This window comes from Streptomyces sp. NPDC006798 (genome assembly GCF_040635975.1).
Lineage (GTDB): Bacteria > Actinomycetota > Actinomycetes > Streptomycetales > Streptomycetaceae > Streptomyces.
In genome coordinates, this window is record NZ_JBEYIS010000014.1 from 141,275 (window position 1) to 167,376 (window position 26,102).

Genomic DNA, 26,102 nt, shown 5'->3' on the forward strand with positions numbered 1-26,102 from the left:
GCCGGGCCGACGCTGAGAACCAGAGGAACCAGCATGAGCCAGCTGAACACGGCGGCGGCCCTCGCGGCGATCGACCGAGCCACCGCCAGCACAGCCACCCTGCGCGCCGTCGATTACCTCCGGGTGTCTACCGAGGACCAGGCCAAGGGGTACGGCATCGACTACCAGGGCAAGCGGACCACCCGGCACATCGGTAAGAAGGGGTGGGCCCACGTCGGCACCTACGTCGATGAGGGCATCTCAGGGTCGCTCGAATCCGCCCACCGGCCCGACCTGAATCGGCTGATGGAGGATGCCCACCGGAAGCCCCGCCCGTTCGACGTGGTGGTCGTGAAGGAAGGCCGGGCGATTGGTCGTACCGGCCGCGCGTTCTGGCGGTGGGTCTGGAGCCTTGAGGAGATCGGCGTCTTTGTCGCCGTCGTCCAGGGCGACTACGACAACACCACCGTCGAGGGTCGTCGCAAGATGCGCGCTGACGCCGACTACGCCGAGACCGAGTGGGAGACCATCCGGGAGCGCACCCAGGGCGGCCTACAGGAGAAGGCCGAGGATGGCGGCTGGACCGGCGGCACCCCGCCCTACGGGTACGAGATCTGCTGCAAGGGTCAGAAAGGTAAATCGCACCTCATCAAGTGCGAGGCCGAGGTCCTGGTCCTGCGCGCGATGTACGGCATCGTCGTCGAAGACGGCATGAACACGAACCAGCTTGCCGAGCGGCTGAACATCATGGGTCTGCGGAACCGCTCGGGCGGTTTGTGGACGGCAGCCAACGCGGCACACAAGCTGTGGTCCGAGGCCACCCTCAACGCCCGGGTGATCTTCCGGAACCCCAACCGCACGAGGGCCGGACACGGGGCGAAGTTCGGGCCGGACGGCAAGCCGATCAACGGCGAGACCGTGTTCATCGAGCTGGACCCGATCTTTACCCCGGACGAGGTGGCCGCCCTCAAGAACGCCAAGGGGCGGCTGTCCAACGGCAAGAGGAAGGCCCCGCCGCACAGCTACCCGCTGTCGAAGCGACTGTTCAACGAGCACACCGGCTGCAACTCGCACCACGTCGGCATGAAGAGCACCAGCCGCAACGCCAGGTGGTACCGGTGCAGCAGCCTGTCCGAGCGGTTCCCGGGCGCTGGCCGCTGCGACTGCAAGATGGTCGACGCCGACGCGATGGAGGCGGCGGTCTGGGACGAGGTCGTCACCCTCTTGGGCGACCCCGACCGGCTCAAGGCGATGGCGGCTGAGTGGGTCGGCATGACCGAGGGCGACCAGACCAGCCACGCCGACCGCATCGCCGATTTCGACCGCCAGATTGCCAACCTGGACAAGGCCATCACGACCACCGTGAAGGAGTACGCCAAGGCGGGGCTGCCTGCGTCGGCCGTTGCTGAGGTAACCGCGTCCCTTATAGAGGAGCGACGCCAGGTCGCGGACCTGCGCGACGAGGCCGCCGCGTGGCTGGAGGAGACCGAGGCCACCGCCCAGCGGGCGCGCGACCTGGAAGCGCTGGCCGACATGGCGCGTACCCGGCTGGCGGAGATGACCCCGGCCGAACAGAAGGAGGTCCTGGACCTGCTCGACGTGCGGGTGACGATCACGGGCCCGGTGCCCAAGCCGAAGCTCGGGCTGGCGTGCTCGCTGGCGGCATGGTTCAAGGAAGCCGGGCGCAAGGTGCCCTCCGAACTGACCGACGCGATGTGGGCAGCAGCCGAGCCGATCGTCAAGGCATGGGAGCCGCCGCACCACAAGCTGAGGCCGGGCCGGGGGATGGTCGACGCGATGCTCTACAAGGTCCGCACCGGCTGTCGCTGGGAGGACCTGCCGGAGCGGTTCGGGGCCTGGAAGGGCATCCACACCCGGTACAAGACGTGGCGCAACACGGGCACCTGGGACCTGATCCTTGCGGCCCTGCCCGTGGACGGGCCCGGGTACCGACCGGCGCACGAGCTGAACCTCGTGCCGCCCTTCCGGGTGGAGGGCCGGGTGGACCCGCGCGTCCTGACTGGCGGGGCCGATATCCAGGAAGAAGCGTTGTCCGGAGAGACAGGTGTCCCCGGACCCGTCACCAGCCCCCTCTCCGCCGGGGTCCACGAACTGCTGCGCGGCGAAGCCACCCTCGTCACCGACGCCGACGACATCGCCGAACTCGTCGGCACCATCGGCGAACTGGCCCCCGACCGGCGCGGCCCCGTCCACCCCAGGGACCTGCTCACACCCCGAAACACCCGGATCCTCGAAGCCCTCCCCGCTCAGGGCCCCGCCCACCCGGCCGAGCTGGCCGGTACGGCCGGGACCACCACCGACGACACACTCGCCGGTCTGTACGAACTCCACGCCCTGGGGTTCGTCGAACGCAGAGGGGAGAGCTGGGAATTGGCCCACCGGACGAATCGCGAGTCGAACAAGCGGCGAGGCGGTTCGTGATCCGGAGCATTCGGGTGAAAAAGTGATGGGGGCGACCTCAGCGGTGCCGTCCACCACACCCGAGGACCGGCGTACGCCGTCGCGGCGCCGGTACACCGGACACGGGACGACTGATCCTCCGCGCGCGGTCGCCCACCCGGCCTTCGCCCACCGCGACCATTCAGTCACGCTACGCTCACCACCTCCGGACACATATCCACTCCCCGACGAACCCCGCCACCGCTCACCGGGCCCATCACCCCCCGCATACCCCCCCTCCCCCCGCACCGAGTCCCCCCTCAACAGCAGAACGGCTCAAGGCAACGCATGCCCCAGCACACCCCCGGGTCTGATCGCGCGCCAGTGCCCCCCGCTGCCCGTGGCACCGCACGGCCCCCCGCCCCCTCCTCGGTCGAGGAGCTGTGGCAGTCGTACAAGGCCACCGGGGACGAGCGGCTGCGCGAGCAACTGATCCTCCACTACTCACCCCTGGTGAAGTACGTGGCGGGCCGGGTCAGCGTCGGGCTGCCGTCCAATGTCGAACAGGCGGACTTCGTCTCCTCCGGCATCTTCGGACTCATCGACGCCATCGAGAAGTTCGACATCGAACGATCCATCAAGTTCGAGACCTATGCCATCACCCGGATCCGCGGCGCGATGATCGACGAACTCCGCGCCCTCGACTGGATCCCCCGCTCCGTCCGACAGAAGGCCCGGGCCGTCGAACGCGCCTACGCCACCCTCGAAGCCCAACTGCGACGCACCCCCACCGAAGGCGAAGTCGCCTCCGAAATGGGCGTCGGAATCGACGAACTCCACGCCGTTTTCAGTCAGTTGTCCCTGGCCAACGTCGTCGCCCTCGAAGAGCTGCTCCATGTCGGCGGCGAGGGCGGCGACCGGCTCAGCCTCATGGACACCCTCGAGGACACCGCGGCCGACAACCCCGTCGAGGTCGCCGAGGACCGCGAACTGCGACGGCTCCTCGCCCGTGCCATCAACACCCTCCCCGACCGCGAGAAGACCGTCGTCACCCTCTACTACTACGAGGGCCTCACTCTCGCCGAAATCGGCCAGGTGCTCGGCGTCACCGAGAGCAGAGTCAGCCAGATCCACACCAAATCCGTGCTCCAGCTCCGGGCCAAGCTCGCCGACGTCGGCCGCTGACCCGCCGAAACACCCCGCCCTCTTGCGCGGCATCCGTAAAGTGGGAGGGTGCCCAGGATTCGAGCGGCCTCCGTGGCCGAGCACCGGACCATGCAGCGCGACGCCCTGCTCGACGCCGCGCGCTCCCTGCTGTCCGAAGGCGGCACGGAAGCGCTGACCTTCCCCGCCCTCGCCGAACGCACCGGCCTCGCCCGGTCCTCCGTCTACGAGTACTTCCGCTCCCGCGCCGCCGTCGTCGAAGAACTGTGCGCCGTGGACTTCCCCGTCTGGGCGGCGGAGGTCGAGGCCGCGATGGACCGGCCCGACACCGCGGAGGGCAAGGTCGAGGCGTATGTCCGCAGCCAGCTCGCCCTGGTCGGCGACCGCCGGCACCGGGCCGTGGTGGCCATCTCCGCCGGGGAACTGGACGACGGCGCCCGGGAGAAGATCCGAGCCGCCCACGGCGGACTGATCGCCATGATCGTCGAAGCCCTCGCCGAACTCGGCCACGACCAGCCCCGGCTCGCCGCGATGCTGCTCCAGGGCGTCGTGGACGCGGCCGTACGCCGGATCGAACTCGGTGCCGCCGAGGACCCCGCCGTCATCGCCGACGCGGCGGTGTCCCTGGCGCTCCACGGCGTCCGCCCCTGACTTCTCCGATCCTTCCGGGGCCCCCTCCCCCCCCGCCCCCCACCCCACCCCCGCCTCCTCCTGGAATATCGGGCAGCCCGGCTCGACCCGAGAGCCCGGGCAGCCCGGGCCGACCCGATCGACCCCACCGATCCGACCGATCCGACCGATCGGGCCGGTCGTACGGCTTTCAGTGGCGGCTCGCGTCGCCGGAGCCGGGCGCGCCGGTCGAAGCCGGTTCACCCCCCGGCGCCGTTCGCGTGGTCCGTACCGTTGTGCGCCGGATCGGGGCGGAGACCTCCGCGCGCCCCGCCCCGCCCGACCGGGAAGGAGCGGGCGGGTCGCCCCGGGTGAGGGGAAGGAGCCGGATACGGGGGCGCTGAACGAGGGTGAGCGGGTTCAGATACTCCGTACCGCGGCGCAGTCCCCAGTGGAGACAGCTCTCCGGGCAGTGTCGCGGGGCGGCCGAGAGGGTGGCGACCGGGGCGCCCGCCGTGACCCGGGTGCCGGTGGGGAGCAGGGTGTCGACGGGTTCGTAGGTGACCCTCAGGGGTGGTTCGCCGGTGCCGTCGAGGACGAGGGAGAGGACCGACCGGTCCGCGATCCGGCCGGTGAAGAAGATCCGGCCTGGTCCCGGGGCCCGTACCGGGGTCTTCGGCGGGGCGGCCAGATCCACCCCGCGATGGCCGGGGCCGTAGGGCGAGGCGGGTGGCCGCCAGCCGCGGAGGATCCTGGGCCGGGGTACCGGCCAAAGCCACCCGTCACCCAGGGTGACGGACGGGTCCGGCCGGGCCTGCCCGGCGGTCGGTGAGGACGGCCCCGGGGCCGGTAACGGGTCCCCTGGCGGGGCCTGTGGCGGGGCCTGTGGCGGCGCCGGTGGCGCGGCCGGCGGAGGGGCCGGTGAAAGGGCCGGTGCGATAGCGGTGCGCGGTGAGGACCCGGGACCGGCGATCACGGAAGGTGACAGCAGGGCCGGGATCAGGACGAGCGCGGTGACAGTGGTCCGTGGCATGGGACGAGGATGCGCCGGGGGAGGGGATCCCGGGGGATCACGGCGCGGACCTGTGGACGGGGGAGCGGTTGTGGACAACGCCGTCACCCGGCACCGCCGGGGTCCCGTACACTTCTACTGGCGATCCGGGTCACCGGGTCGACTTCGCACGCCCCGCCACCGCTCACCCCTCCGGGGTCGGTGGCAGCGCCCCTCGGTCCTTCGTGGCAGGCGCGCCGGGGCGTCAGGAACATCAACCGAGAATCCAAGGAGATACGGCCATGGCCGTCGTCACGATGCGGGAGCTGCTGGAGAGCGGCGTCCACTTCGGTCACCAGACCCGTCGCTGGAACCCGAAGATGAAGCGCTTCATCTTCACCGAGCGCAACGGCATCTACATCATCGACCTGCTCCAGTCGCTGTCGTACATCGACCGCGCCTACGAGTTCGTCAAGGAGACCGTCGCGCACGGCGGCTCCATCATGTTCGTCGGCACCAAGAAGCAGGCCCAGGAGGCCATCGCCGAGCAGGCGACGCGGGTGGGCATGCCGTATGTCAACCAGCGCTGGCTCGGCGGCATGCTGACCAACTTCTCCACCGTCTACAAGCGGCTGCAGCGCCTCAAGGAGCTGGAGCAGATCGACTTCGAGGACGTGGCCGCCTCCGGCCTCACCAAGAAGGAGCTGCTCGTCCTCTCCCGCGAGAAGGCGAAGCTGGAGAAGACCCTCGGCGGCATCCGCGAGATGCAGAAGGTGCCGAGCGCCGTCTGGATCGTCGACACCAAGAAGGAGCACATCGCCGTCGGTGAGGCGCGCAAGCTCCACATCCCGGTCGTCGCGATCCTCGACACCAACTGCGACCCGGACGAGGTCGACTACAAGATCCCCGGCAACGACGACGCGATCCGCTCCGTCACGCTGCTGACCCGTGTGATCGCCGACGCCGTCGCCGAGGGCCTCATCGCCCGTTCCGGTGTCGCCACCGGTGACTCCAAGCCGGGTGACAAGGCCGCCGGTGAGCCGCTGGCCGAGTGGGAGCGCGACCTCCTCGAGGGCGAGAAGAAGGCCGACGACGCCGAGGCCGAGAAGCCCGCCGAGGCCCCCGCGGCCGAGGCCGTCGAGACCGCCGAGGCGCCTGCCGAGGCCCCTGCGGCTGAGGCCCCCGCGGCCGAGGCCGACAAGCCCGCCGAGGACGCCGCGCAGGGCTGAGCCCCGCCGCACCAGGCAGGTGAGGACGGCGGGTACGGTGCCCCGGGCACCGGCCCCGCCGCCCGCCCCCGGATCCGGACCGGCCGCGAACCCCGATCAGGGGTCGCGGCCCCGCCGGGCGCAGGCCCCGCCGGATCCGTCTCGACTTCGACTTCCGACCTTTCGAGAAAAGACTGAAGGACATGGCGAACTACACCGCCGCCGACGTCAAGAAGCTCCGTGAGCTGACCGGTGCCGGCATGATGGACTGCAAGAAGGCCCTGGACGAGGCCGACGGCAACGTCGACAAGGCCGTCGAGCTGCTGCGCGTCAAGGGCCAGAAGGGCGTCGCCAAGCGCGAGTCCCGTACCGCCTCGAACGGCGCCGTGGTCTCCCTCATCTCCGAGGACAAGACCTCCGGTGTGCTGCTCGAGCTGAAGTGCGAGACCGACTTCGTCGCCAAGGGCGAGAAGTTCCTCGCCGTCGCGAACGCGCTCGCCGCCCACGTCGCCGCCACCTCTCCGGCGGACATCGAGGCGCTGCTCGCCTCCGAGATCGAGGCCGGCAAGACCGTCCAGGCGTACGTCGACGAGGCCAACGCCAACCTCGGCGAGAAGATCGTCCTCGACCGCTTCGCGCAGTTCTCCGGCGCGTACGTCGGTGTCTACCTGCACCGCACCATGCCCGACCTCCCGCCGCAGGTCGGCGTGCTCGTCGAGCTGTCCGGCGCGAACGCGGACGCCGCCAAGGACGTCGCGCAGCACATCGCCGCCTTCTCGCCGACCTACCTGTCGCGCGAAGAGGTCCCGGCCGAGATCGTCGAGAACGAGCGCCGGGTCGCCGAGGCCACCTCCCGCGAGGAGGGCAAGCCCGAGGCCGCCCTGCCGAAGATCGTCGAAGGCCGGGTCAACGGCTTCTTCAAGGAGGTCACTCTCCTCGAGCAGCCGTTCGCCAAGGACAACAAGAAGACCGTCCGGAAGGTTCTCGACGAGGCCGGTGTGGAGCTCAAGCGCTTCGCCCGGATCCGTGTCGGCGCCTGACCGGGACGCAGGAACGAGAGTACCCGCGCACCCGGACCGTCCACCCGGACGGAACGGGTACGCCGAGTACGCGATCGATCCGTCGGCCCGCTAGGGTTTCCCCCGCAGTCATCACACGCGTGGGCCCCGGGCGCCGCCGTCGCGCCCGGAGCGCCGGACGACCGCAGATCTGACGAGGAGGCCATTGCCGACAGGGACACCAGTACCCAGCGGCGATGGCCTTCTCGTATGTGCACGAGGAGATCTCCATGAACAAGGGCGCGGACGCCACCCAGGCAGCCGGCGACAACAGCGACCACGACGGGAAGCACGACGTGACCAAGGCCGGTGCCGGACGCTTCATGCTGAAGCTCTCCGGAGAGGCGTTCTCCGGCGGCGGGGGTCTCGGTGTCGACCCCGACGTGGTGCACGCCATCGCCCGTGAGATCGCGGCCGTGGTCCGCGACGGCGCCCAGATCGCCATCGTGATCGGCGGCGGCAACTTCTTCCGCGGCGCCGAGCTCCAGGTCCGCGGCATGGACCGGGCCCGCTCCGACTACATGGGCATGCTCGGCACCGTCATGAACTGCCTCGCGCTCCAGGACTTCCTGGAGAAGGAGGGCATCGACTCCCGGGTCCAGACCGCCATCACCATGGGTCAGGTCGCCGAGCCGTACATCCCGCTGCGGGCCGTACGGCATCTGGAGAAGGGCCGGGTCGTCATCTTCGGCGCCGGAATGGGCATGCCGTACTTCTCCACCGACACCACCGCCGCGCAGCGCGCCCTGGAGATCGACGCCGAGGCCCTGCTGATGGGCAAGAACGGGGTCGACGGGGTCTACGACGCCGACCCGCGGACCAACCCCGACGCGGTCAAGTACGACGCGCTGGAGTACGGCGAGGTCATCACCCGCGATCTGAAGGTCGCGGACGCCACGGCGATCACCCTCTGCCGTGACAACGCCCTGCCGATCCTCGTCTTCGAGTTGCTGGCCGAGGGGAATATCGCCCGCGCGGTACGGGGTGAGAAGATCGGCACGCTCGTCAGCGACAAGGGCACCCGGTCCTGAGCCGGGGGATGTCCGGGGGGTCCGGCAACGGATGCCCGAGGATATCCGGGGATAGACAAAGCCCTGCCGGTCGGAGACCGTGCAGGGAAGACGCGACAGGTTCCGCCCGACCGGGCAGTTGTCAGCCGGGCCTACTCAAGACACGCAGGAGCAAGTGGTGATCGAAGAGACCCTCCTCGAGGCCGAGGAGAAGATGGAGAAGGCCGTCCTGGTCGCCAAGGACGACTTCGCCGCGATCCGCACCGGGCGTGCGCACCCGGCGATGTTCAACAAGATCGTCGCCGACTACTACGGCGCGCTGACCCCGATCAACCAGCTCGCCTCGTTCTCGGTGCCCGAGCCCCGGATGGCCGTGGTCACGCCCTTCGACAAGACGGCGCTGCGGAACATCGAGCAGGCCATCCGCGACTCCGACCTCGGCGTCAACCCGAGCAACGACGGCAACATCATCCGAGTGGTGTTCCCGGAGCTGACCGAGGAGCGCCGCCGCGAGTACATCAAGGTCGCCAAGGGCAAGGCCGAGGACGCCAAGATCTCGATCCGCGCCGTGCGCCGCAAGGCCAAGGAGACCATCGACAAGTTCGTCAAGGACGGCGAGGTCGGCGAGGACGAGGGCCGCCGTGCGGAGAAGGAGCTCGACGACACCACCGCGAAGTACGTGGCGCAGGTGGACGAGCTGCTGAAGCACAAGGAAGCCGAGCTGCTCGAAGTCTGATGAACGACGCTTCCTGGGGGGCCCCGCAGCGGGCCGACTATGTCGGGGAGTGGCGTCCGCAGGACCGGGGCCCGCTATCGGCGGGTCCCGCGTACGGCGGGCACGAGGCACAGCAGACTCGGCCCATGCCCATCGTGCCGGACTTCCCCGACGCAGGTAACAACGCCGAAGGTCCCGACGATCGCGACCGGCGGAACGAGCGGGACCAGCAGGGCCACTCGAACGGCGACGACCCGGGACCCGGGCGCCGGGGTGGTCCGCTCTTCCGCGACGAGGTCCCGGCGGGCGCCGCTCCCACCGGGCCGCCCGGTCCGCCGCCGCCACCCGCCGGGCCCGGCCCCGGCTACGACGGCGGTGAACCGGGCCGCGGCCGCGGGCCCGCCGGGCGGAGCGACGGCCGGCGCGAGAAGAAGCGCGCCGGGCGCGATCTGCGGGCGGCCATAGGGGTCGGCGTCGGACTCGGCGTGGTGATCGTCGCCTCGCTCTTCGTCGTCAAAGCCGTCTTCGTCGGCGTCATAACGGTCGCCGTCGTCGTCGGGCTCTGGGAACTGACGTCCCGCCTCCAGGAGCGCAAGCAGATCAAGGCGCCGCTGGTGCCGCTGGCGGTCGGCGGCGCCGCGATGGTCGTCGCCGGGTACGTCCGCGGTGCGGAAGGCGCCTGGGTCGCCATGGCGCTGACGGCGCTCGCGGTCCTGGTGTGGCGGATGACGGAGCCCCCCGAGGGGTATCTGAAGGACGTCACGGCGGGGGTCTTCGCGGCCTTCTACGTACCGTTCCTGGCGACGTTCGTGGCGATGATGCTCACCGCCGACGACGGGGCGCAGCGGGTCCTGACGTTTCTGCTGCTGACCGTCGTCAGCGATACCGGCGCCTACGCCGTCGGCTGGCGCTTCGGCAAGCGGAAGCTGGCCCCGCGGATCAGCCCGGGGAAGACCCGGGAGGGCCTGCTGGGCGCGATCGGCTTCGCGATGGTGGCCGGCGCGCTCTGTATGGAGTTCCTGGTCGGCGGCGGCAGCTGGTGGCAGGGTCTGCTGCTGGGTCTTGCGGTCGCGGTCACGGCCACCCTGGGCGACCTGGGCGAGTCGATGATCAAGCGTGACCTGGGCATCAAGGACATGGGCACCCTGCTCCCCGGCCACGGCGGCATCATGGACCGGCTGGACTCGCTGCTGCCGACCGCCCCGGTGGTCTGGCTGCTGCTGGTGATCTTCGTCGGATCCGGCTGAGCCCCGTTCCGCCCGGCTGACCCGCGGTTTTTTAGGGCAAGGGCCCGTCGTCCACAGGATGGCGGGCCCTTCGTCGTATCTCTGCGACACTGGATGGACCATGCCCAAGCCCGGAGAACTCACATTCATCGCGCCCCGCGGAGCCAAGAAGCCCCCGAGGCATCTCGCCGACCTCTCGCCCGCCGAGCGGAAGGAAGCCGTCGCCGCCGTCGGTGAGAAGCCGTTCCGCGCCAAGCAGCTGTCGCAGCACTACTTCGCGCGGTACGCGCACGACCCCGCCGAGTGGACGGACATCCCGGCCGCCGCGCGGGAGAAGCTGGCGGCCGAGCTGCTGCCCGAGCTGATGTCGGTGGTGCGGCACATCTCGTGCGACGACGACACCACCCGCAAGACCCTCTGGCGGCTGCACGACGGCACGCTGGTCGAGTCGGTGCTGATGCGCTACCCGGACCGGGTCACGATGTGTATCTCCTCCCAGGCGGGCTGCGGGATGAACTGCCCGTTCTGCGCCACCGGGCAGGCCGGGCTCGACCGCAATCTCTCCACCGCGGAGATCGTCCACCAGATCGTGGACGGGATGCGGGCGCTGCGCGACGGCGAGGTGCCCGGCGGGCCCGCGCGGCTGTCGAACATCGTCTTCATGGGGATGGGCGAGCCGCTGGCGAACTACAAGCGGGTCGTCGGTGCCATCCGGCGGCTCACGGACCCCGAGCCCGACGGGCTCGGCCTGTCGCAGCGGGGTATCACGGTCTCCACGGTCGGGCTGGTGCCCGCGATGCTGCGCTTCGCCGACGAGGGCTTCAAGTGCCGGCTCGCGGTCTCGCTGCACGCCCCGGACGACGAGCTGCGGGACACCCTGGTGCCGGTCAACACCCGCTGGAAGGTCCGGGAGGTGCTCGACGCCGCCTGGGAGTACGCGGAGAAGTCGGGCCGCCGGGTCTCGATCGAGTACGCCCTGATCCGGGACATCAACGACCAGGCATGGCGCGGTGACCTGCTGGGACGGCTGCTCAAGGGGCGGCGGGTCCATGTGAACCTGATTCCGCTGAATCCGACGCCCGGATCGAAGTGGACCGCGTCGCGGCCGGAGGACGAGAAGGCGTTCGTCGAGGCCATCGCCGCCCACGGGGTGCCCGTGACCGTACGGGACACCCGGGGCCAGGAGATCGACGGGGCCTGCGGGCAGCTCGCCGCCTCCGAGCGGTAGCGGTACGGGCGGTACGCCACCGGGCGGGGCCGCCCCCTGCCCTGGCGGGATTCGCACCTTGTAGGCTGGCCTGAACATTTGCATATTTCCGACAGGGGAGCGCCACAGCGCTGAGAGTGCGGTACCCACGGGGCCGCAGACCCTCTGAACCTCGCCCGGGTCATTCCGGGTAGGAAGTTCGGTCTCACACTCCGGCTGTTGCGCCCTGCCCGGATTCCACCGGAATCCGGGCAGGGCCGCGTCTCTTCCTGGCTGTCACCAGGAGGAATTCGTCTCGTGAGCAGTATCAGAAAGACCGCGGCCGTCGCGCTGGCCGGCGCGCTCGGGGTATCCGTGCTGGCCGCCTGCGGCTCCGACGACGGCGGCGGCAAGGACTCCGGCGGCGGTACGGGGTCGAAGACGGTCACCCTCGTCAGCCATGACTCCTTCGCCGCCTCCGAGGCCGTACTGAAGGAATTCACCAAGCGCACCGGCTACACCGTCAAGGTCCTCAAGAGCGGTGACGCCGGGGTCGCGCTCAACAAGGAGATCCTCACCAAGGGCCGCCCGCAGGGCGATGTCTTCTTCGGCGTCGACAACACCCTGCTCTCCCGCGCCCTCGACAACGGCATCTTCACCTCCTACCGGGCCAAGGGCCTCGACCGGGTCCCGGCCGACGTCCAGCTCGACCGGGGCGAGCACCGGGTCACCCCCGTCGACACCGGCGACATCTGCGTCAACTACGACAAGAAGTACTTCGCGGACCGGAAGCTGGCGCCGCCCCGCACCCTCGACGATCTGATCAAGCCCGAGTACAAGAACCTGCTGGTCGCCGAGAACGCGGCCACCTCCTCGCCCGGACTCGGCTTCGTCCTCGGTACCGTCGCCCGCTACGGCGAGGACGGCTGGCAGGAGTACTGGAAGAAGCTCAAGGCCAATGGCGTCAAGATCGTCGACGGCTGGGAAGAGGCGTACAACCTGGAGTTCTCCGGCTCCGCCGGGGGCAAGAAGGAAGGCGGCGACCGGCCGCTGGTCGTCTCCTACGCCTCCAGCCCGCCCGTCGAGGTGCTGTACGCCGAACCGAAGCCGAAGGACGCGCCGACCGGCGTCGCCACCGGTACCTGCTTCCGGCAGATCGAGTTCGCCGGACTCCTCAAGGGCGCGAAGAACGAGGCGGGCGGCAAGGCACTGCTGGACTTCCTGATCTCCACCACGTTCCAGGAGGACCTGCCGCTGACCATGTTCGTCAACCCGGTCGTGGAGGGCGCGAAGCTGCCCGAGATCTTCACCCGGCACGGGGTCCGGATCACCGACCCGCTGACCCTGGCGCCCGACACCATCTCCGAGAACCGTGAGCAGTGGGTTCAGACGTGGTCCTCGACCGTCGTGAAGTGACGGGCGGCCCGTCCCGTTCCCGGTCCGGGCGGGGCGGCCCGTCCCGTACCGGGAACGCGGCGCGGCCGGCGCTGATGCTGCTGCCCGCCGCGTTCTTCGCCGTCTTCTTCGCCTACCCCGTCGCGGCCATCACCGGCCGCGGCCTGCGGGACGGCGGCGCCTGGCGGTTCGACCGGATCACCGAGGTACTCGGCCGGGACGACATCGCGGGCGTGCTGTGGTTCACCACCTGGCAGGCCGTGGTGTCGACCCTGCTGACGCTGGCGGTCGCCCTGCCCGGCGCGTATGTCATGGCCCGGTACGAGTTCCCCGGCAAGCGGCTGCTGCGGGCCGTGGTGACCGTCCCGTTCGTCCTCCCCACCGTCGTCGTCGGCACCGCCTTCCTGGCCCTCGTCGGCCGCGGCGGACTCCTCGACGAGCTGTGGGGCGTCCGGCTCGACACCACCGTCTGGGCGATCCTCGTCGCCCATGTCTTCTTCAACTACGCCGTCGTGGTGCGGACCGTCGGCGGGCTCTGGGCCCAGCTCGACCCCCGCCAGGAGGAGGCCGCGCGGGTCCTCGGCGCCGGGCGGTTCACCGCCTGGCGGACCGTCACCCTGCCCGCCCTCGCACCCTCCGTGGCCGCCGCCGCCCTGATGGTCTTCCTCTTCACCTTCACCTCCTTCGGCATCGTGCAGATCCTCGGCGGGCCCGGCTTCGCCACCCTGGAGGTCGAGGTCTACCGGCAGACCGCGCAACTCCTCGACCTGCGGACCGCCGCCGTGCTCACCCTGGTGCAGTTCGCGGCCGTCGGCGCGGTGCTCGCCGTACACGCCCGCACCGTCCGGCGGCGCGAGAGCGCCCTCGCCCTGGTCGACCCCGGGCAGACCGCGCACCGGCCGCGCGGCCCCCGCCAGTGGGCCCTGCTGGGCGCCGTCCTCACCACCGTCGCCCTGCTGGTGCTGCTGCCGCTGGGCGTCCTCGTCGAACGCTCCATCGACACCCCCCGCGGCTACGGCCTCGACTACTACCGGGCGCTCGGCACCCTCGAAGGCAGCGGCGGCGCCTTCCTCGTACCGCCGCTGCACGCCGTGGGGAACTCCCTGCGGTACGCCCTGGCCGCCACCGCGATCGCCGTCGTCGTCGGCGGGCTCGCCGCCGCAGCCCTCGCCCGCCGGGGCGGCGGCCGGACCGGCCGGCTGCTCCGGGGCTTCGACGCGCTGCTGATGCTGCCCCTCGGGGTCTCCGCCGTCACCGTCGGCTTCGGCTTCCTGATCACCCTCGACGAACCGCCGCTGGACCTGCGGACGTCCTGGATCCTGGTACCGCTCGCCCAGGCCCTGGTCGGCGTCCCGTTCGTGGTCCGCACCATGCTGCCCGTCCTGCGGGCCGTGGACGACCGGCTGCGGGAGGCCGCGGCCGTACTCGGCGCGTCACCGGTCCGGGTCTGGCGGGAGATCGATCTGCCGCTGGTCCGCCGCGCCCTGCTGATCGCCGCCGGATTCGCCTTCGCGGTCTCCCTCGGCGAGTTCGGCGCCACCGTCTTCATCGCCCGCCCCGACCAGCCCACCCTGCCCGTCGCCGTGGCCCGGCTGCTGGGGCGGCCCGGCGAGCTGAACTACGGCCAGGCCATGGCCCTGAGCACGATCCTGATGGTGGTGTGCGCGGTCGCGCTGCTGTTGCTCGAACGGATCCGGACCCGCACCACGACCGCCACGACCGGGGAGTTCTGATGCTGGAACTGGACGATGTGACGGTACGGTTCGGGGCCCGGGCCGCCCTCGACGCGGTCGGCCTCACCGTCGCCGACCACGAGATCGTCTGTGTGCTCGGCCCCAGCGGCAGCGGCAAATCCACCCTGCTGCGGGTTGTCGCCGGACTCCAGCACACCGACGGGGGCCGGGTCCGGCTCGGCGGCGACGACCAGACCGGCGTCCCCGTCCACCGGCGCGGTGTCGGCCTGATGTTCCAGGACCACCAGCTCTTCCCCCAGCGGGACGTCGCCGGGAACGTCGCCTTCGGACTGCGCATGCAGGGCCGGGGCCGGGGAGCGGACCGGGCCGCGCAACGGCGCCGCGTCACCGAACTGCTGGAACTGGTGGGGCTGCCGGGAGCCGAGGCGCGCGCGGTCTCATCGCTCTCCGGCGGCGAGCAGCAGCGGGTGGCCCTTGCCCGCGCGCTCGCGCCCGAACCCCGGCTGCTGATGCTCGACGAACCCCTCGGCCAGCTCGACCGGGGCCTGCGGGAGCGGCTCGTCGTCGAACTGCGGGCCCTGTTCGGGCGGCTCGGTACGACCGTGCTCGCCGTCACCCACGACCAGGGCGAGGCCTTCGCCCTCGCCGACCGGGTGGTCATCATGAGGGACGGGCGGATCGCGCAGAGCGGCGCGCCGCTGGACGTCTGGCGGCGTCCGGCGGACGCGTTCGTCGCCCGCTTCCTCGGCTTCGACAACGTCACCGCGGACGCCGTGGTCCGCGACGGCGCCGCCGACACCGACTGGGGCCGGGTCCCGGTCCTCGGCCCGGTGCCGGACGGCACGTACGACGTGATGATCAGACCGTCGGGCGTACGGCTCACCGCGCCCGGCGCGGGCGAGGGGCCCGGGTATCTCGTGGAGTCCCGGACGTTCCGCGGCACCCATGTCGCCCTGCGGCTGTGCCCGGAGTCCGGCCCCGTACTGGAGGCCGAGACCGGTCTCCGGGACGCGCCGGAGCAGGGGGTACGGGTGGGGGTGGAGTTCGCCCGGGACGAGGTGGTCGTCCTCGGGGAGGGGCCCGCGCGGGGATAGCCGGGGGCGGTTCGCCGTCTCCCGGCCCCGGGCAACAGGCCCTTTCACGCGCCCGGGCGCCTCCGGTCAGGACTCCGGGGCCGGGTCCTCCGCGCAGGCCGCCGCGATGGCGAGGCTGTCCTCGATCACGCGGAAGCGGACGATCAGGCCGTCCCGCACGGTGAAGTGGAGGGCGAACGGCGACTGGAACGCCTTGCCGGTGCGGCGGACCGTACCGGCGAACGAGCCGACCACGACCGCGTCCTCGCCGGTGATCACGACGGCGTCGAACCCGGTCCGCTCCGGGTCCAGCTCCCGGCCCTCCGCCAGCTCCCGGTAGTGGTCGGCGACATCGGCCCGGGTCGAGCGCGGCTTGATCCAGGGCACCCGCGGATTGGGGGCGATGTACCAGTCGACCTCCTCCGCGTACAGCTCGGCGAGCGCCTCCGGCGACCCGTCGCCCAGCCGGGCCAGGAACGCGTCCAGGACGGCCCGGGTCGCCGCCGTCCCGGCGGGCTCGGGGGCTTCCGTGGTTCCGGCGGCGGTCGTGGTAGCGGTCGCATCGGTGGTCATGGCGGGGTCCCTTCGGGCGCGGTGGCGTCGTCGGGAACGATCCTGCCGGGCCGCCCCGGACCGGTCGATTACCTCGCGGGTCATACCCGGCCCCCGGGCCCGCCGCGGCCCGTACGGCGGCGGTGTCAGCCCCGCAGGGGCGCCGCGGCCAGCGTGGCGATCGCCCAGGTCAGCGGGGCGAAGACGGTCAGCAGGGCGACGACCCGGAGTCCGGCCGCCGCCCGCAGCGCCGAACCGGGCGCGCCCATCCGGCGCAGTTCGGTACGGACATCGCTCCGTACCCTCCGGGCCTCCGCGGCGGTGACCAGCAGGGTCGCCGTCGTACAGGCGATGACGAGGGCCGCGCCGAGGCCGGTGAGCGGGCCGAAGGGGCGGGAGCCCTCGCCGCTCAGGGTCACCGCGGCGATCACGGCCGCCGCGACGGCCGACACCACGCCGAGGGGGCGGCCGATCCGGCGGGCCTCGGCCATCAGGATCCGGCCCGAGAGGAGCCGTACGGCGCCGGGCCCGGCGAGTTGGAGGAGACGGCCCGCGACATGGGTGAGCGCCGGGCCCGCGACGGCCAGGCCGACGGCGGTGACCGCCCAGCCGGTGAGGACGCCCGCCGGGTCGGCGCCGAGGTCGCCGGGGAGCGGTACGTCGCCGCCGGTGCCGGTACGGGCCGTGTAGACGCCGATGGCCAGGCCCGCGGCGGTCAGCGCGCAGCCCCAGGGCAGCCCGCCGGGCATGGTGGCGAGATCGGCCGGTGCCGGGGCGTGGTCCGGATCCGGGGGAGTGGTCCGGGCCGCCGTTCGACGGGGCCGGGGCCGGAGGGCGAGTACGGCCGCGGCGGTCGCGGTCAGCGGCGGCAGCGCCAGCAGGGTCAGCGCGGCGGCGGCGGGCAGCGGCCGGTCGGCGGCGAGCAGTTCGGCGGCGGCCCCGTCGAACGGCAGCCCGGTCAGATCGCCGCGCAGATGGAGGAAGAACAGCAGGGCGAGGGCGCTGCCGAGGGTGGCGGCGATCGCCGTGGACGCGGCGGCCAGAGCGGCCAGCCGGGCGGGGCCGAGGCCGACGGCGGAGAGCCCGCCGCGCGGCCGGGTGCCGGGGTCGGTCCTGGCGACGGTCACCGCGAAGTGGACGGTGGCGGCCAGCGGGACCAGGCACCAGACCAGGCGCAGTACCGACGCCGACGGGTCCTCGGGGTGGGCGAGGGCATGGGTCAGAGCGCTGAGCAGCAGAAAGCCCACTCCGGCCGAGGCCGCGGCGACCAGGAGCCGACGGGTCAGGACGAGAGGGCGGGCGCCGCGGGCTAGACGGAGAGCGAGCACGCGGCCCGGCCTTCCGTGCCGTCGGCATCGGCGTCGGCGTCGGCGGCCGGAGCGCCGGGGCGGGGGCGGGGGCCGGGGTCGGTACGCCGCCCGTCGAGGAGGGTCAGCTCCCGGTCGGCGAGGGCCGCGACCTCGGCGTCGTGGCCGGCGAGCAGGACGGTGATCCGGTGGGAGCGGGCCGCGGCCAGGACCGTACGGAGCAGCTGGCCGGCTTCGGCGCGGTGCAGGGTGGCGGTGGGTTCGTCGGCGAAGAGGACGGCGGGTTCGGCGACCAGGGCGCGGGCGGTCGCGGTCCGCTGCCGCTGGGCCGGGGTGAGGGTGTCGGGGCGGCGGCGGGCGACGGCGCCGATGTCGAGCCGCTCCAGCCAGTCCCGGGCGGCGGTCCTGGCCCGCCGGTGCGGTACGCCGCGCAGCAGCAGCGGCAGGGCCGCGTTCTCCCAGACGGTCAGCTCGGGGACGAGGGCCGCGTCGGGGCCGATCCAGCCGAACCGTTCCCGGCGGAGCCGTTCGCGGTGGGCGGCGGGCAGGGTGTGGACGGGGGTGCCGTTGAACCAGACCTCGCCCTCGGCGGGGACGAGCTGGCCCGAGAGGCAGCGCAGCAGGGTCGTCTTCCCGGCGCCGCTCGGGCCGCGGACCGCGAGGATCTCGCCCTCCCGGACCGAGATGTCGACACCGGTGAGCGCCGGTGAACCGCGGTGGGTGTGGTGCAACGAGCGCGCCCACAGTACGTCGTCGTCCGGCGGAGCCTCCATGGCGTACACCTCGCCTCTGATCGGATGCGGCGGCCTCGGCCGGCTGCGGCCCGGTTCCGGAACGTTCCCCCGTCCGGGGGAACGATCCGGGGGCGGATCGGTCACCGGCGCACGCCCGGGGCCGTCCCGTGATCCATGGCCCGGGGATTACGGGGACCACCATCGGGCAGCGGGCCGCGGGGGCCGGGGAACCACACGGCCCGGGTACCCGCCATCCACTCGGATGGGCGTACCCGGGCCGTGGTCCGGGGGCGTGCGGCCGCCGGGGTGCTCAGAGCTTGGTCCACGCCTCCGTGAGGACGGCCCGCAGGACGGCCTCGATCTCGTCGAAGGTGGACTGGTCGGCGATGAGCGGCGGGGCGAGCTGGATCACCGGGTCGCCGCGGTCGTCGGCCCGGCAGTACAGGCCGTTGTCGAAGAGGGCCTTGGAGAGGAAGCCGTAGAGGACGCGCTCGGTCTCCTCGTCGGTGAAGGTCTCCTTGGTGGCCTTGTCCTTGACCAGCTCGATGCCGTAGAAGAAGCCGTTGCCGCGGACGTCGCCGACGATCGGCAGGTCGTACAGCTTCTCCAGGGTGGCCTTGAAGGCGCCCTCGTTGTCGAGGACGTGCTGGTTGAGGCCCTCGCGCTCGAAGATGTCGAGGTTCGCGATGCCGACCGCGGCGGAGACCGGGTGGCCGCCGAAGGTGTAGCCGTGCAGGAAGGTGTTGTCGCCCTGGTAGAACGGCTCGGCGATCCGGTCCGAGACGATGCAGGCACCGATCGGGGAGTAGCCCGACGTCATGCCCTTGGCGCAGGTGATCATGTCCGGGACGTAGCCGAACTTGTCACAGGCGAAGGTGGTGCCGAGCCGGCCGAAGGCGCAGATGACCTCGTCGGAGACGAGCAGCACGTCGTACTGGTCGCAGATCTCGCGGACCCGCTGGAAGTAGCCGGGCGGCGGCGGGAAGCAGCCGCCGGCGTTCTGCACCGGCTCCAGGAAGACCGCGGCGACGGTCTCCGGGCCCTCGAAGAGGATCTCCTGCTCGATCTGGTCGGCGGCCCAGCGGCCGAAGGCCTCGGGGTCGTCGCCGTGGATCGGGGCGCGGTAGATGTTGGTGTTGGGCACCTTGTGCGCGCCGGGGACCAGCGGCTCGAAGGGGGCCTTCAGGGCCGGGAGGCCGGTGATGGACAGGGCGCCCTGCGGGGTGCCGTGGTACGCCACCGCACGCGAGATCACCTTGTACTTGGTGTGCTGTCCGCGGAGCTTCCAGTACTGCTTGGCCAGCTTCCAGGCGGTTTCGACGGCCTCGCCGCCGCCGGTGGTGAAGAAGACCTTGTTGAGGTCGCCGGGGGCCTCGTTCGCCAGCCGCTCGGCCAGTTCGACGGCCTTCGGGTGGGCGTAGGACCACACCGGGAAGAACGCCAGCTCCTGCGCCTGCTTGTAGGCGGTCTCGGCCAGCTCGACCCGGCCGTGTCCGGCGTTGACCACGAAGAGCCCGGCCAGGCCGTCTATGTAGCGCTTGCCCCGGTCGTCGTAGATGTAGGTGCCCTCACCGCGGACGATGGTGGGGACGGGGGAGTTCTCGTACGACGACATGCGGGTGAAGTGCATCCACAGGTGGTCGTAGGCGGTCTTTGACAGGTCGCTGCGGTCCTTGCTCACGGCTATCGGGTTCCCCACATGTAGGTCTGCTTCTTGAGCTTGAGATAGACGAAGCTCTCGGTGGACCGCACACCGGGGAGCGCGCGAATCCGTTTGTTGATCACTTCGAGCAGGTGGTCGTCGTCCTCGCAGACGATCTCCACCATCAGGTCGAAGGAGCCCGCGGTCATCACCACGTACTCGCATTCGGCCATGGCCGTCAGCGCGTCCGCCACGGGGTCGAGGTCGCCCTCCACCCGGATACCGACCATCGCCTGGCGGCGGAAGCCCACGGTGAGCGGGTCCGTCACGGCGACGATCTGCATGACGCCCTGGTCGAGCAGCTTCTGCACCCGCTGGCGCACCGCCGCCTCGGAGAGGCCGACGGCCTTGCCGATGGCGGCGTAAGGACGGCGTCCGTCCTCCTGGAGCTGTTCGATGATCGCGAGGGATACGGCGTCGATCGCCGGGGGGTGTGAATTCCCGGCGGACCCGTTCCTGGAGTCTGCGCTTCGACTGGCCACCTCCTCACTCTGCACCGGGACTCCTCCGTCTCGCAAGCCCCGAGCGATGAAATTCGTTGTTCAAGGGCGCTATGGATACTGAATCCGAAGGTGAGGTGGGTCGGGGCTGTCGAAAGCGTCACTGGACGGTTTAGGGTGGACTGAACTGGGTGGATCCTCACCCGGGCACGGAGAAGAACCGACCTGACAAGGCCGTCAGATCAGGAGGGGTGGCAACAGTGACCACCGAGCCGCGTCGTCTGCGCAACTACATCAACGGGGAGTTCCGGGACGCCGCCGACGGGCGGACCCTCGATGTCGTCAACCCGGTCACCGAAGAGGTCTACGCCACCTCCCCGCTCTCCGGCCAGGCGGACGTCGACGCCGCCATGGAGGCCGCCGCCGCCGCGTTCCCCGCCTGGCGCGACGCCACCCCCGCCGAGCGCCAGCGGGTCCTCCTCAAGATCGCGGACGCCTTCGAGGAGCGGGCGGAGGAGCTGATCGCGGTCGAGTCGGAGAACACCGGCAAGCCGCTGGAGCTGGTCCGGACCGAGGAGATCCCGCCGATGGTCGACCAGATCCGGTTCTTCGCGGGCGCCGCCCGGATGCTGGAGGGCCGCTCCGCCGGTGAGTACATGGAGGGCCTGACCTCCATCGTCCGCCGTGAGCCGGTCGGCGTCTGCGCGCAGGTCGCGCCGTGGAACTACCCGATGATGATGGCCGTGTGGAAGTTCGCCCCGGCGCTCGCCGCGGGCAATACGGTCGTCCTCAAGCCCTCGGACACCACCCCCGCCTCCACCACACTCTTCGCCGAGATCATCGGCGCGATCGTGCCCAAGGGCGTCTTCAACGTGATCTGCGGCGACCGGGACACCGGCCGGGCCATGGTGGAGCACCCGACGCCCGCGATGGCCTCCATCACCGGCTCCGTACGGGCCGGGATGCAGGTCGCCGAGTCCGCCGCCAAGGACCTCAAGCGGGTCCACCTGGAGCTGGGCGGCAAGGCGCCGGTCGTCGTCTTCGGAGACCTCGACAGTGACGCCATCGCCAAGGCCGTCGAGGAGATCGCCGTCGCCGGCTACTTCAACGCCGGACAGGACTGTACGGCCGCCACCCGCGTCCTGGTCCAGGAGTCCGTCCACGACGAGTTCGTCGCCGCCCTCGCCGCCGCCGCGGCCGAGACCAGGACCGGCGCCCCCGACGAGGACGTGCTCTACGGCCCGCTGAACAACGCCAACCAGCTCGCCCAGGTCACCGGCTTCATCGAGCGGCTGCCCGCGCACGCCAAGGTCGAGGCGGGCGGCCACCGGGTCGGCGACAAGGGCTACTTCTACGCCCCGACCGTGGTCTCCGGCCTCAAGCAGGACGACGAGATCGTCCAGAACGAGGTCTTCGGCCCGGTCATCACCGTCCAGTCCTTCACCGACGAGGCGCAGGCGCTGGAGTACGCCAACGGGGTCGAGTACGCCCTGGCGTCCTCGGTCTGGACCAAGGACCACGGCCGGGCGATGCGGATGTCCAAGGCCCTCGACTTCGGCTGCGTCTGGATCAACACCCATATCCCGCTGGTCGCCGAGATGCCGCACGGCGGCTTCAAGAAGTCGGGTTACGGCAAGGACCTGTCGGCGTACGGCTTCGACGACTACACCCGGATCAAGCACGTGATGACGTCCCTGGACGCCTGACCCGCACCCGCACCGGTGCGGGGACCGGAGCCGTAACGGCCGCCGGTACGGAACGAGGGGCGCGGGCCCGTGCCCGCGCCCCTTCGCCGTACCGGGGCCGTACCGGCGCTACGGCTTGCGGGCCACCGCGCCGTACTGCGCCACCACCGGCGGCAGCGACCCGTCCGCCGCGGGCTCGGGACGCCACCGGGAGCAGGAGACCAGACCCGGCTCCAGCAGCTCCAGACCGTCCAGGAACGAGGCGATCTCCGCGCCCGTACGGGCCGTGATCGGCGGTGTCGCGTTCTCGTTCCAGAACGCCATCGCCTCCGCGTTCCCCTCGCCGCCCAGCTCCAGCGTCGGATGGGTGATCACCAGATAGCTCCCCGACGGCACCGCGTTCATCAGCGTCCGGACCACCGACCGCGCCTTCTCGGTGTCCAGGACGAAGTTGAGGATGCCCAGCATGATCACGGCGATCGGCCGGTCCGGGTCGAGCGTCGGCCGCAGCGCCCCCACGATCACCGCCGGATCGTGGGCGTCCGCGTCGATGTACTCCGTCCGGCCCCGGGCCGACGAGGTCAGCAGCGCCCGGGCATGCGTCAGCACGATCGGGTCGTTGTCGACATAGACCACCCGGGACTCCGGCGCCACGCGCTGTGCCACCTCATGGGTGTTCTGCGCGGTCGGCAGCCCGGTGCCGATGTCCAGGAACTGCCGGATCCCCGCCTCCGCGGTCAGGAACGTCACCACCCGGCCCAGGAACGCCCGGTCGGCGCGGGCGACCTCGCCGATACTCGGATAGAGGTCCGTGACACGGTCGCCGACCGCGCGGTCCACCGGGTAGTTGTCCTTGCCGCCCAGCCAGTGGTTCCACACCCGGGCGTTGTGCGCCACATCCGTACGGATCCTGCTGTCACCCACCGGACTCCGCGGTCCCCTGGGTTCGTTCGGGCTCATGGCGCTCCTCCGTGCGGTGGGTGCGGTCGGTGCCGGGCGGCGGATCCGGCGCCCGGCCGCACGGTCATCATGCCGGACCGTCCGCCGCCCGGCCCGGCGGACGGGCACCGAGTACGGAACGGAGGACGGCGACCCGGTTGGTGGTGATCGAGTCGACCCCCGCCGCGACCAGCCGCCGCATGGTGCGCCGGGTGTCCGCCGTCCAGGCCGACACCAGCAGCCCCTCGCCGTGCAGCCGGTCCGTCAGGGCCCGGCTCACCAGGCCGAACCGGTAGTTCAGGGTCCGGGGACCGACCGCGGCCAGCAGTACCGGCCGGGGCGGGGCGAGCGTCGTCCAGGTCAGGGCGATCTCGGCGGCGGGATCGGCCTCCCGGACCGCGAGCATCGTCGCGGGACCCGCGCAGTAGTACGCCGCGTCCGCCGCGCCCGCCGCCCGGACCGTACCCACCACCGCGCGGACCGCCGCCCGGTCCGCACCGGGCAGATCCAGCATCACCCGGGCCCCGGCCGCCGTGATCAACGCCAGCGCCTCGGCGAGTTCCGGCACCCCGCCCCCGGTCAGCCCGGCGACCTCGGCCCGGGTCAGCCGGGACAGCGGCACGTCCCGGCGCCACAGCCGCTTCAGCGTGGCGTCGTGGAGCAGTACGGGCACGCCGTCGGCGGTGAGCCGGACGTCGACCTCCACCGCGTCAGCGCCGTGCGCCAGGGCGGAACGGAGCGACGCCAGGGTGTTCTCCCGGACGCGGTACGGGTCGCCCCGGTGCGCGACCGCGGCCACCGGACGCGCCGGGACGTCCCGCCCGGACCCCGGAAGGACACGCTCCGGGAGGGACTCCGGTACGGCGCGCGGGCCGACGGCCGCCATCGGTCAGTCGCCCGGGGCCGCGAGCCAGGCGGTGGTGTAGGCGTCGATCTCCGCGGCGATCCGGTCCTTGCCCGCCGGGTCCAGGAAGCTCGCCGTCACCGCGTTCTTCGCCAGTTCGGCCACGCCCCGCTCGTCCAGGCCGAGCAGCCGGGCCGCCACCTCGTACTCGGTATTGAGATCCGTACCGAACATCGGCGGGTCGTCGCTGTTCACCGTGACCACCACCCCGGCGGCCACCAGCTCCCGGATCGGGTGCTGGTCCAGATCGGCCACCGCCCGGGTGGCGACATTCGAGGTCGGGCAGACCTCCAGCGGGATCCCGTGCTCGGCGAGATGGGCCACCAGCCGGGGATCCCGCACGGCGCTGGTGCCGTGCCCGATCCGCTCGGCCCGCAGCTCGGTCAGGGCCTCCCAGATCGTCTCCGGGCCCGTGGTCTCGCCCGCGTGCGGCACCGAGCGCAGACCGGCCGCGATCGCCCGGTCGAAGAAGGGCTTGAACTGGGCCCGGGGCACCCCGATCTCCGGCCCGCCGAGCCCGAACGAGACCAGTCCCTCCGGCCGCAGGTCCACCGCCAGCCGGGTCGTGACCTCGGCGGACTCCAGACCGGCCTCACCGGGGATGTCGAAGCACCAGCGCAGGACGACCCCCAGCTCCCGCTCGGCCGCCAGCCGGGCGTCCTCGATGGCCGCCATGAACGCCCGCTCGTCGATGCCCCGGCGCACCGAGCTGTACGGGGTGATCGTCAGCTCGGCGTAGCGGATGTTCTGCCGGGCCATGTCGCGGGCGACCTCGAAGGTCAGCAGCCGGACGTCCTCCGGGGTGCGGATCAGGTCCACCACCGAGAGATAGACGTCGATGAAGTGCGCGAAGTCGGTGAAGGTGAAATACCGGGCGAGCGCGGCGGGATCGGTGGGAACCCGGGCGTCCGGATGGCGCGCGGCCAGCTCGGCGACGATCCGCGGGGACGCCGAACCGACGTGATGGACATGGAGTTCGGCCTTGGGCAGCCCGGCGACGAACGGGCGGAGATCGGACATCGGCGCAGCTTCTCCTGTGATCGGCTGATCGGTCGGAAGGGCCCGCGGACACGGCCCGGGCCCTCGATCATCGTAGGCCGCCCCGGCATATCACGGGGTGGCGCCCGTACCATGGCGGTACGAAGATCCGAGGGGCGCCCGGGCACCGGGCGCACGGGGAGATCCGGGGGGAACCGATGACGGAACGGCCGAGCGGGAGCGCACCGGGGGACCGCGACCCCTGGGCGGCGCCGGAGGACGGCGCGGCCCGGGACGGCGACCGGGCCCCCGACAGGGAAACGGGACAAGGCGCGGACCGGGGTACGAACCCGGCCGCGGGCCCGGACCTCACCAAGGGGCCGACGCGCGGCGCCGGGGCCGTACCGCCCGGGGCCGGTCCGGGGACGCACGACCTGCCGACGATGACGTCCCTGCCCTCGGCGGGACCGACGCCGGTGGCAGGGACGGGGGCCGGAGCGGGAGCCGGGGCCGTACCGCCGCCGCCGACCGCGCCCGGCGGCCCGGGACGCTCCATGGGCACGCCGTACGGCACCCGGGGAACCGCGGACCTCTACGGCGCCTACACCCCGGAATCCGGCTATCAGGCGCCGCGCCCGGTCGCCCCGCCGGTCCACCCCCAGCTGCCGGTCTTTCCGGAGTCCTTCGGCTGGTCGACGCCGGAGGCCAAGCAGAACACCATGGGCACCGCGTCCCTGGTCCTCGGGATCTGCTCCGTGGTGATGTTCTGCGTTGTCGGACTGAATCTGGTGCTGGGCGTACTGGCCGTGGTCTTCGGCGTCCTCGGCCGCAAGCGGGTCCGCCGGGGCGAGGCCGACAACGGGTCCCAGGCCACGGCGGGTCTCGTCCTCGGGGTGATCGGGACGGCTGCCGGGCTGCTGCTGGCCGGGGCGATCTTCTGGGCCGACTCCGAGAGCAGCTCGTACGAGGAGCGGAGCGCGGCCACGGCCGTGGTCACGGTCGCGGCGGACACGACGGGCCCGGCGGCCTCCGGGCGCTGACCCGCCTCCCCCGGCCGGACCCCCGGCCGCCATCGACACAGCGGGGCCTTGGGGGGGGGGGGGGGGGCCCCCCCTTCATCTCCCAGAAGACCCACAACGGACAGTTACTGGTG

Annotated in this window: 22 protein-coding genes, 2 pseudogenes and 1 riboswitch; of the genes and pseudogenes, 15 read left to right on the top strand and 9 right to left on the bottom strand. The window is 71.8% G+C overall.

Features of this window, described 5'->3' with window-relative positions; translation table 11 throughout:
- Window positions 1-33: 33 nt before the first annotated feature.
- The 4 genes and pseudogenes from ABZ714_RS12545 to ABZ714_RS12560 form a co-directional block, all read left to right on the top strand.
- A pseudogene (locus ABZ714_RS12545) lies at window positions 34-1,884 on the top strand (recombinase family protein); the annotation flags it as partial.
- A gap of 159 nt (window positions 1,885-2,043) precedes the next feature.
- Window positions 2,044-2,421, top strand: a pseudogene (locus tag ABZ714_RS12550) (DNA-protecting protein DprA); the annotation flags it as partial.
- 306 nt (window positions 2,422-2,727) lie between these two features.
- Window positions 2,728-3,564, top strand: a complete 837-nt coding sequence (gene whiG / locus ABZ714_RS12555; protein WP_358825158.1) for an RNA polymerase sigma factor WhiG — start codon at window positions 2,728-2,730, stop codon at window positions 3,562-3,564.
- Window positions 3,565-3,636: 72 nt separating this feature from the next.
- Window positions 3,637-4,194, top strand: a complete 558-nt coding sequence (locus tag ABZ714_RS12560; RefSeq protein ID WP_358825182.1) for a helix-turn-helix domain-containing protein — start codon at window positions 3,637-3,639, stop codon at window positions 4,192-4,194.
- 169 nt (window positions 4,195-4,363) lie between these two features.
- Here ABZ714_RS12560 and ABZ714_RS12565 read toward each other — a convergent pair whose 3' ends face one another.
- Window positions 4,364-4,849, bottom strand: coding sequence for a M23 family metallopeptidase (locus ABZ714_RS12565; RefSeq protein WP_358825159.1), 486 nt, complete (start codon window positions 4,847-4,849; stop codon window positions 4,364-4,366).
- Window positions 4,850-5,445: 596 nt separating this feature from the next.
- On the opposite strand from ABZ714_RS12565, the gene rpsB reads away from it, so the two are divergent.
- From rpsB to ABZ714_RS12610, 9 genes are all read left to right on the top strand, one after another.
- Entirely contained in the window at window positions 5,446-6,372 is a 927-nt protein-coding gene (gene rpsB, locus ABZ714_RS12570) for a 30S ribosomal protein S2 (RefSeq protein WP_358825160.1), read from the top strand.
- Window positions 6,373-6,554: 182 nt separating this feature from the next.
- On the top strand, window positions 6,555-7,391 hold the full coding sequence (tsf, locus tag ABZ714_RS12575; protein ID WP_358825161.1) for a translation elongation factor Ts: 837 nt from the start codon (window positions 6,555-6,557) through the stop codon (window positions 7,389-7,391).
- Window positions 7,392-7,639: 248 nt separating this feature from the next.
- A complete protein-coding gene (gene pyrH, locus ABZ714_RS12580) occupies window positions 7,640-8,440 on the top strand; it encodes a UMP kinase (RefSeq protein ID WP_358825183.1) in 801 nt (266 codons plus the stop codon).
- Between the two features lie 157 nt (window positions 8,441-8,597).
- Window positions 8,598-9,155 (top strand): ribosome recycling factor, encoded by a 558-nt coding sequence (frr, locus tag ABZ714_RS12585; protein ID WP_358825162.1) that lies wholly within the window; start codon window positions 8,598-8,600, stop codon window positions 9,153-9,155.
- On the top strand, window positions 9,155-10,381 hold the full coding sequence (locus ABZ714_RS12590; protein ID WP_358825163.1) for a phosphatidate cytidylyltransferase: 1,227 nt from the start codon (window positions 9,155-9,157) through the stop codon (window positions 10,379-10,381). Before frr ends, ABZ714_RS12590 begins: the two co-directional genes overlap by 1 nt.
- Window positions 10,382-10,481: 100 nt before the next feature.
- Entirely contained in the window at window positions 10,482-11,588 is a 1,107-nt protein-coding gene (rlmN, locus tag ABZ714_RS12595; protein WP_358825164.1) for a 23S rRNA (adenine(2503)-C(2))-methyltransferase RlmN, read from the top strand.
- An 83-nt stretch (window positions 11,589-11,671) separates the two neighbouring features.
- Window positions 11,672-11,782, top strand: a riboswitch (TPP riboswitch).
- 82 nt (window positions 11,783-11,864) lie between these two features.
- Window positions 11,865-12,962, top strand: a complete 1,098-nt coding sequence (locus ABZ714_RS12600; RefSeq protein ID WP_358825165.1) for a thiamine ABC transporter substrate-binding protein — start codon at window positions 11,865-11,867, stop codon at window positions 12,960-12,962.
- A gap of 74 nt (window positions 12,963-13,036) precedes the next feature.
- Complete coding sequence (locus tag ABZ714_RS12605; protein WP_358825184.1) at window positions 13,037-14,674, top strand: iron ABC transporter permease; 1,638 nt, start codon at window positions 13,037-13,039, stop codon at window positions 14,672-14,674.
- Window positions 14,674-15,729 (top strand): ABC transporter ATP-binding protein, encoded by a 1,056-nt coding sequence (locus ABZ714_RS12610; protein WP_358825166.1) that lies wholly within the window; start codon window positions 14,674-14,676, stop codon window positions 15,727-15,729. Before ABZ714_RS12605 ends, ABZ714_RS12610 begins: the two co-directional genes overlap by 1 nt.
- Window positions 15,730-15,795: 66 nt before the next feature.
- Here ABZ714_RS12610 and ABZ714_RS12615 read toward each other — a convergent pair whose 3' ends face one another.
- From ABZ714_RS12615 to ABZ714_RS12635, 5 genes are all read right to left on the bottom strand, one after another.
- Window positions 15,796-16,281, bottom strand: coding sequence for a nuclear transport factor 2 family protein (locus ABZ714_RS12615; protein WP_358825167.1), 486 nt, complete (start codon window positions 16,279-16,281; stop codon window positions 15,796-15,798).
- A gap of 125 nt (window positions 16,282-16,406) precedes the next feature.
- Window positions 16,407-17,588, bottom strand: a complete 1,182-nt coding sequence (locus tag ABZ714_RS12620) for a hypothetical protein (protein WP_358825168.1) — start codon at window positions 17,586-17,588, stop codon at window positions 16,407-16,409.
- Window positions 17,570-18,340 carry an ATP-binding cassette domain-containing protein gene (locus ABZ714_RS12625; RefSeq protein ID WP_358825169.1) on the bottom strand — a complete coding sequence of 257 codons (771 nt, stop codon included), beginning with the start codon at window positions 18,338-18,340 and terminating at the stop codon, window positions 17,570-17,572. Before ABZ714_RS12625 ends, ABZ714_RS12620 begins: the two co-directional genes overlap by 19 nt.
- Before the next feature lie 271 nt (window positions 18,341-18,611).
- A complete protein-coding gene (locus ABZ714_RS12630; RefSeq protein ID WP_358825170.1) occupies window positions 18,612-20,000 on the bottom strand; it encodes an aspartate aminotransferase family protein in 1,389 nt (462 codons plus the stop codon).
- Window positions 19,985-20,500 (bottom strand): Lrp/AsnC family transcriptional regulator, encoded by a 516-nt coding sequence (locus tag ABZ714_RS12635; protein WP_358825171.1) that lies wholly within the window; start codon window positions 20,498-20,500, stop codon window positions 19,985-19,987. Before ABZ714_RS12635 ends, ABZ714_RS12630 begins: the two co-directional genes overlap by 16 nt.
- A gap of 203 nt (window positions 20,501-20,703) precedes the next feature.
- On the opposite strand from ABZ714_RS12635, the gene ABZ714_RS12640 reads away from it, so the two are divergent.
- Complete coding sequence (locus tag ABZ714_RS12640) at window positions 20,704-22,149, top strand: gamma-aminobutyraldehyde dehydrogenase (RefSeq protein ID WP_358825185.1); 1,446 nt, start codon at window positions 20,704-20,706, stop codon at window positions 22,147-22,149.
- A 108-nt stretch (window positions 22,150-22,257) separates the two neighbouring features.
- On the opposite strand, the gene ABZ714_RS12645 is transcribed toward ABZ714_RS12640, so the two are convergent.
- The 3 genes from ABZ714_RS12645 to ABZ714_RS12655 form a co-directional block, all read right to left on the bottom strand.
- Window positions 22,258-23,088, bottom strand: coding sequence for an SAM-dependent methyltransferase (locus tag ABZ714_RS12645; protein ID WP_358825172.1), 831 nt, complete (start codon window positions 23,086-23,088; stop codon window positions 22,258-22,260).
- Between the two features lie 67 nt (window positions 23,089-23,155).
- Window positions 23,156-23,866: a glycerophosphodiester phosphodiesterase gene (locus ABZ714_RS12650; protein ID WP_358825173.1), complete on the bottom strand. Its 711-nt coding sequence runs from the start codon at window positions 23,864-23,866 to the stop codon at window positions 23,156-23,158.
- A gap of 90 nt (window positions 23,867-23,956) precedes the next feature.
- Window positions 23,957-24,991, bottom strand: a complete 1,035-nt coding sequence (locus tag ABZ714_RS12655) for an adenosine deaminase (RefSeq protein WP_358825174.1) — start codon at window positions 24,989-24,991, stop codon at window positions 23,957-23,959.
- Between the two features lie 176 nt (window positions 24,992-25,167).
- Here ABZ714_RS12655 and ABZ714_RS12660 point away from each other — a divergent pair, with 176 nt between their 5' ends.
- Window positions 25,168-25,989 (top strand): DUF4190 domain-containing protein, encoded by an 822-nt coding sequence (locus ABZ714_RS12660; RefSeq protein WP_358825175.1) that lies wholly within the window; start codon window positions 25,168-25,170, stop codon window positions 25,987-25,989.
- Window positions 25,990-26,102 lie beyond the last annotated feature (113 nt).

Bases quoted from the DNA above. Each gene is read 5' to 3' on its own strand.
- ABZ714_RS12590 (WP_358825163.1), top strand. From the start codon at position 9,155: ATGAACGACGCTTCCTGGGGGGCCCCGCAGCGGGCCGACTATGTCGGG.
- pyrH (WP_358825183.1), top strand. From the start codon at position 7,640: ATGAACAAGGGCGCGGACGCCACCCAGGCAGCCGGCGACAACAGCGAC.
- ABZ714_RS12625 (WP_358825169.1), bottom strand. From the start codon at position 18,340: ATGGAGGCTCCGCCGGACGACGACGTACTGTGGGCGCGCTCGTTGCAC.
- ABZ714_RS12615 (WP_358825167.1), bottom strand. From the start codon at position 16,281: ATGACCACCGATGCGACCGCTACCACGACCGCCGCCGGAACCACGGAA.
- whiG (WP_358825158.1), top strand. From the start codon at position 2,728: ATGCCCCAGCACACCCCCGGGTCTGATCGCGCGCCAGTGCCCCCCGCT.
- ABZ714_RS12655 (WP_358825174.1), bottom strand. From the start codon at position 24,991: ATGTCCGATCTCCGCCCGTTCGTCGCCGGGCTGCCCAAGGCCGAACTC.
- ABZ714_RS12660 (WP_358825175.1), top strand. From the start codon at position 25,168: ATGACGGAACGGCCGAGCGGGAGCGCACCGGGGGACCGCGACCCCTGG.
- rlmN (WP_358825164.1), top strand. From the start codon at position 10,482: ATGCCCAAGCCCGGAGAACTCACATTCATCGCGCCCCGCGGAGCCAAG.
- tsf (WP_358825161.1), top strand. From the start codon at position 6,555: ATGGCGAACTACACCGCCGCCGACGTCAAGAAGCTCCGTGAGCTGACC.
- ABZ714_RS12610 (WP_358825166.1), top strand. From the start codon at position 14,674: ATGCTGGAACTGGACGATGTGACGGTACGGTTCGGGGCCCGGGCCGCC.
- ABZ714_RS12605 (WP_358825184.1), top strand. From the start codon at position 13,037: ATGCTGCTGCCCGCCGCGTTCTTCGCCGTCTTCTTCGCCTACCCCGTC.
- ABZ714_RS12645 (WP_358825172.1), bottom strand. From the start codon at position 23,088: ATGAGCCCGAACGAACCCAGGGGACCGCGGAGTCCGGTGGGTGACAGC.
- rpsB (WP_358825160.1), top strand. From the start codon at position 5,446: ATGGCCGTCGTCACGATGCGGGAGCTGCTGGAGAGCGGCGTCCACTTC.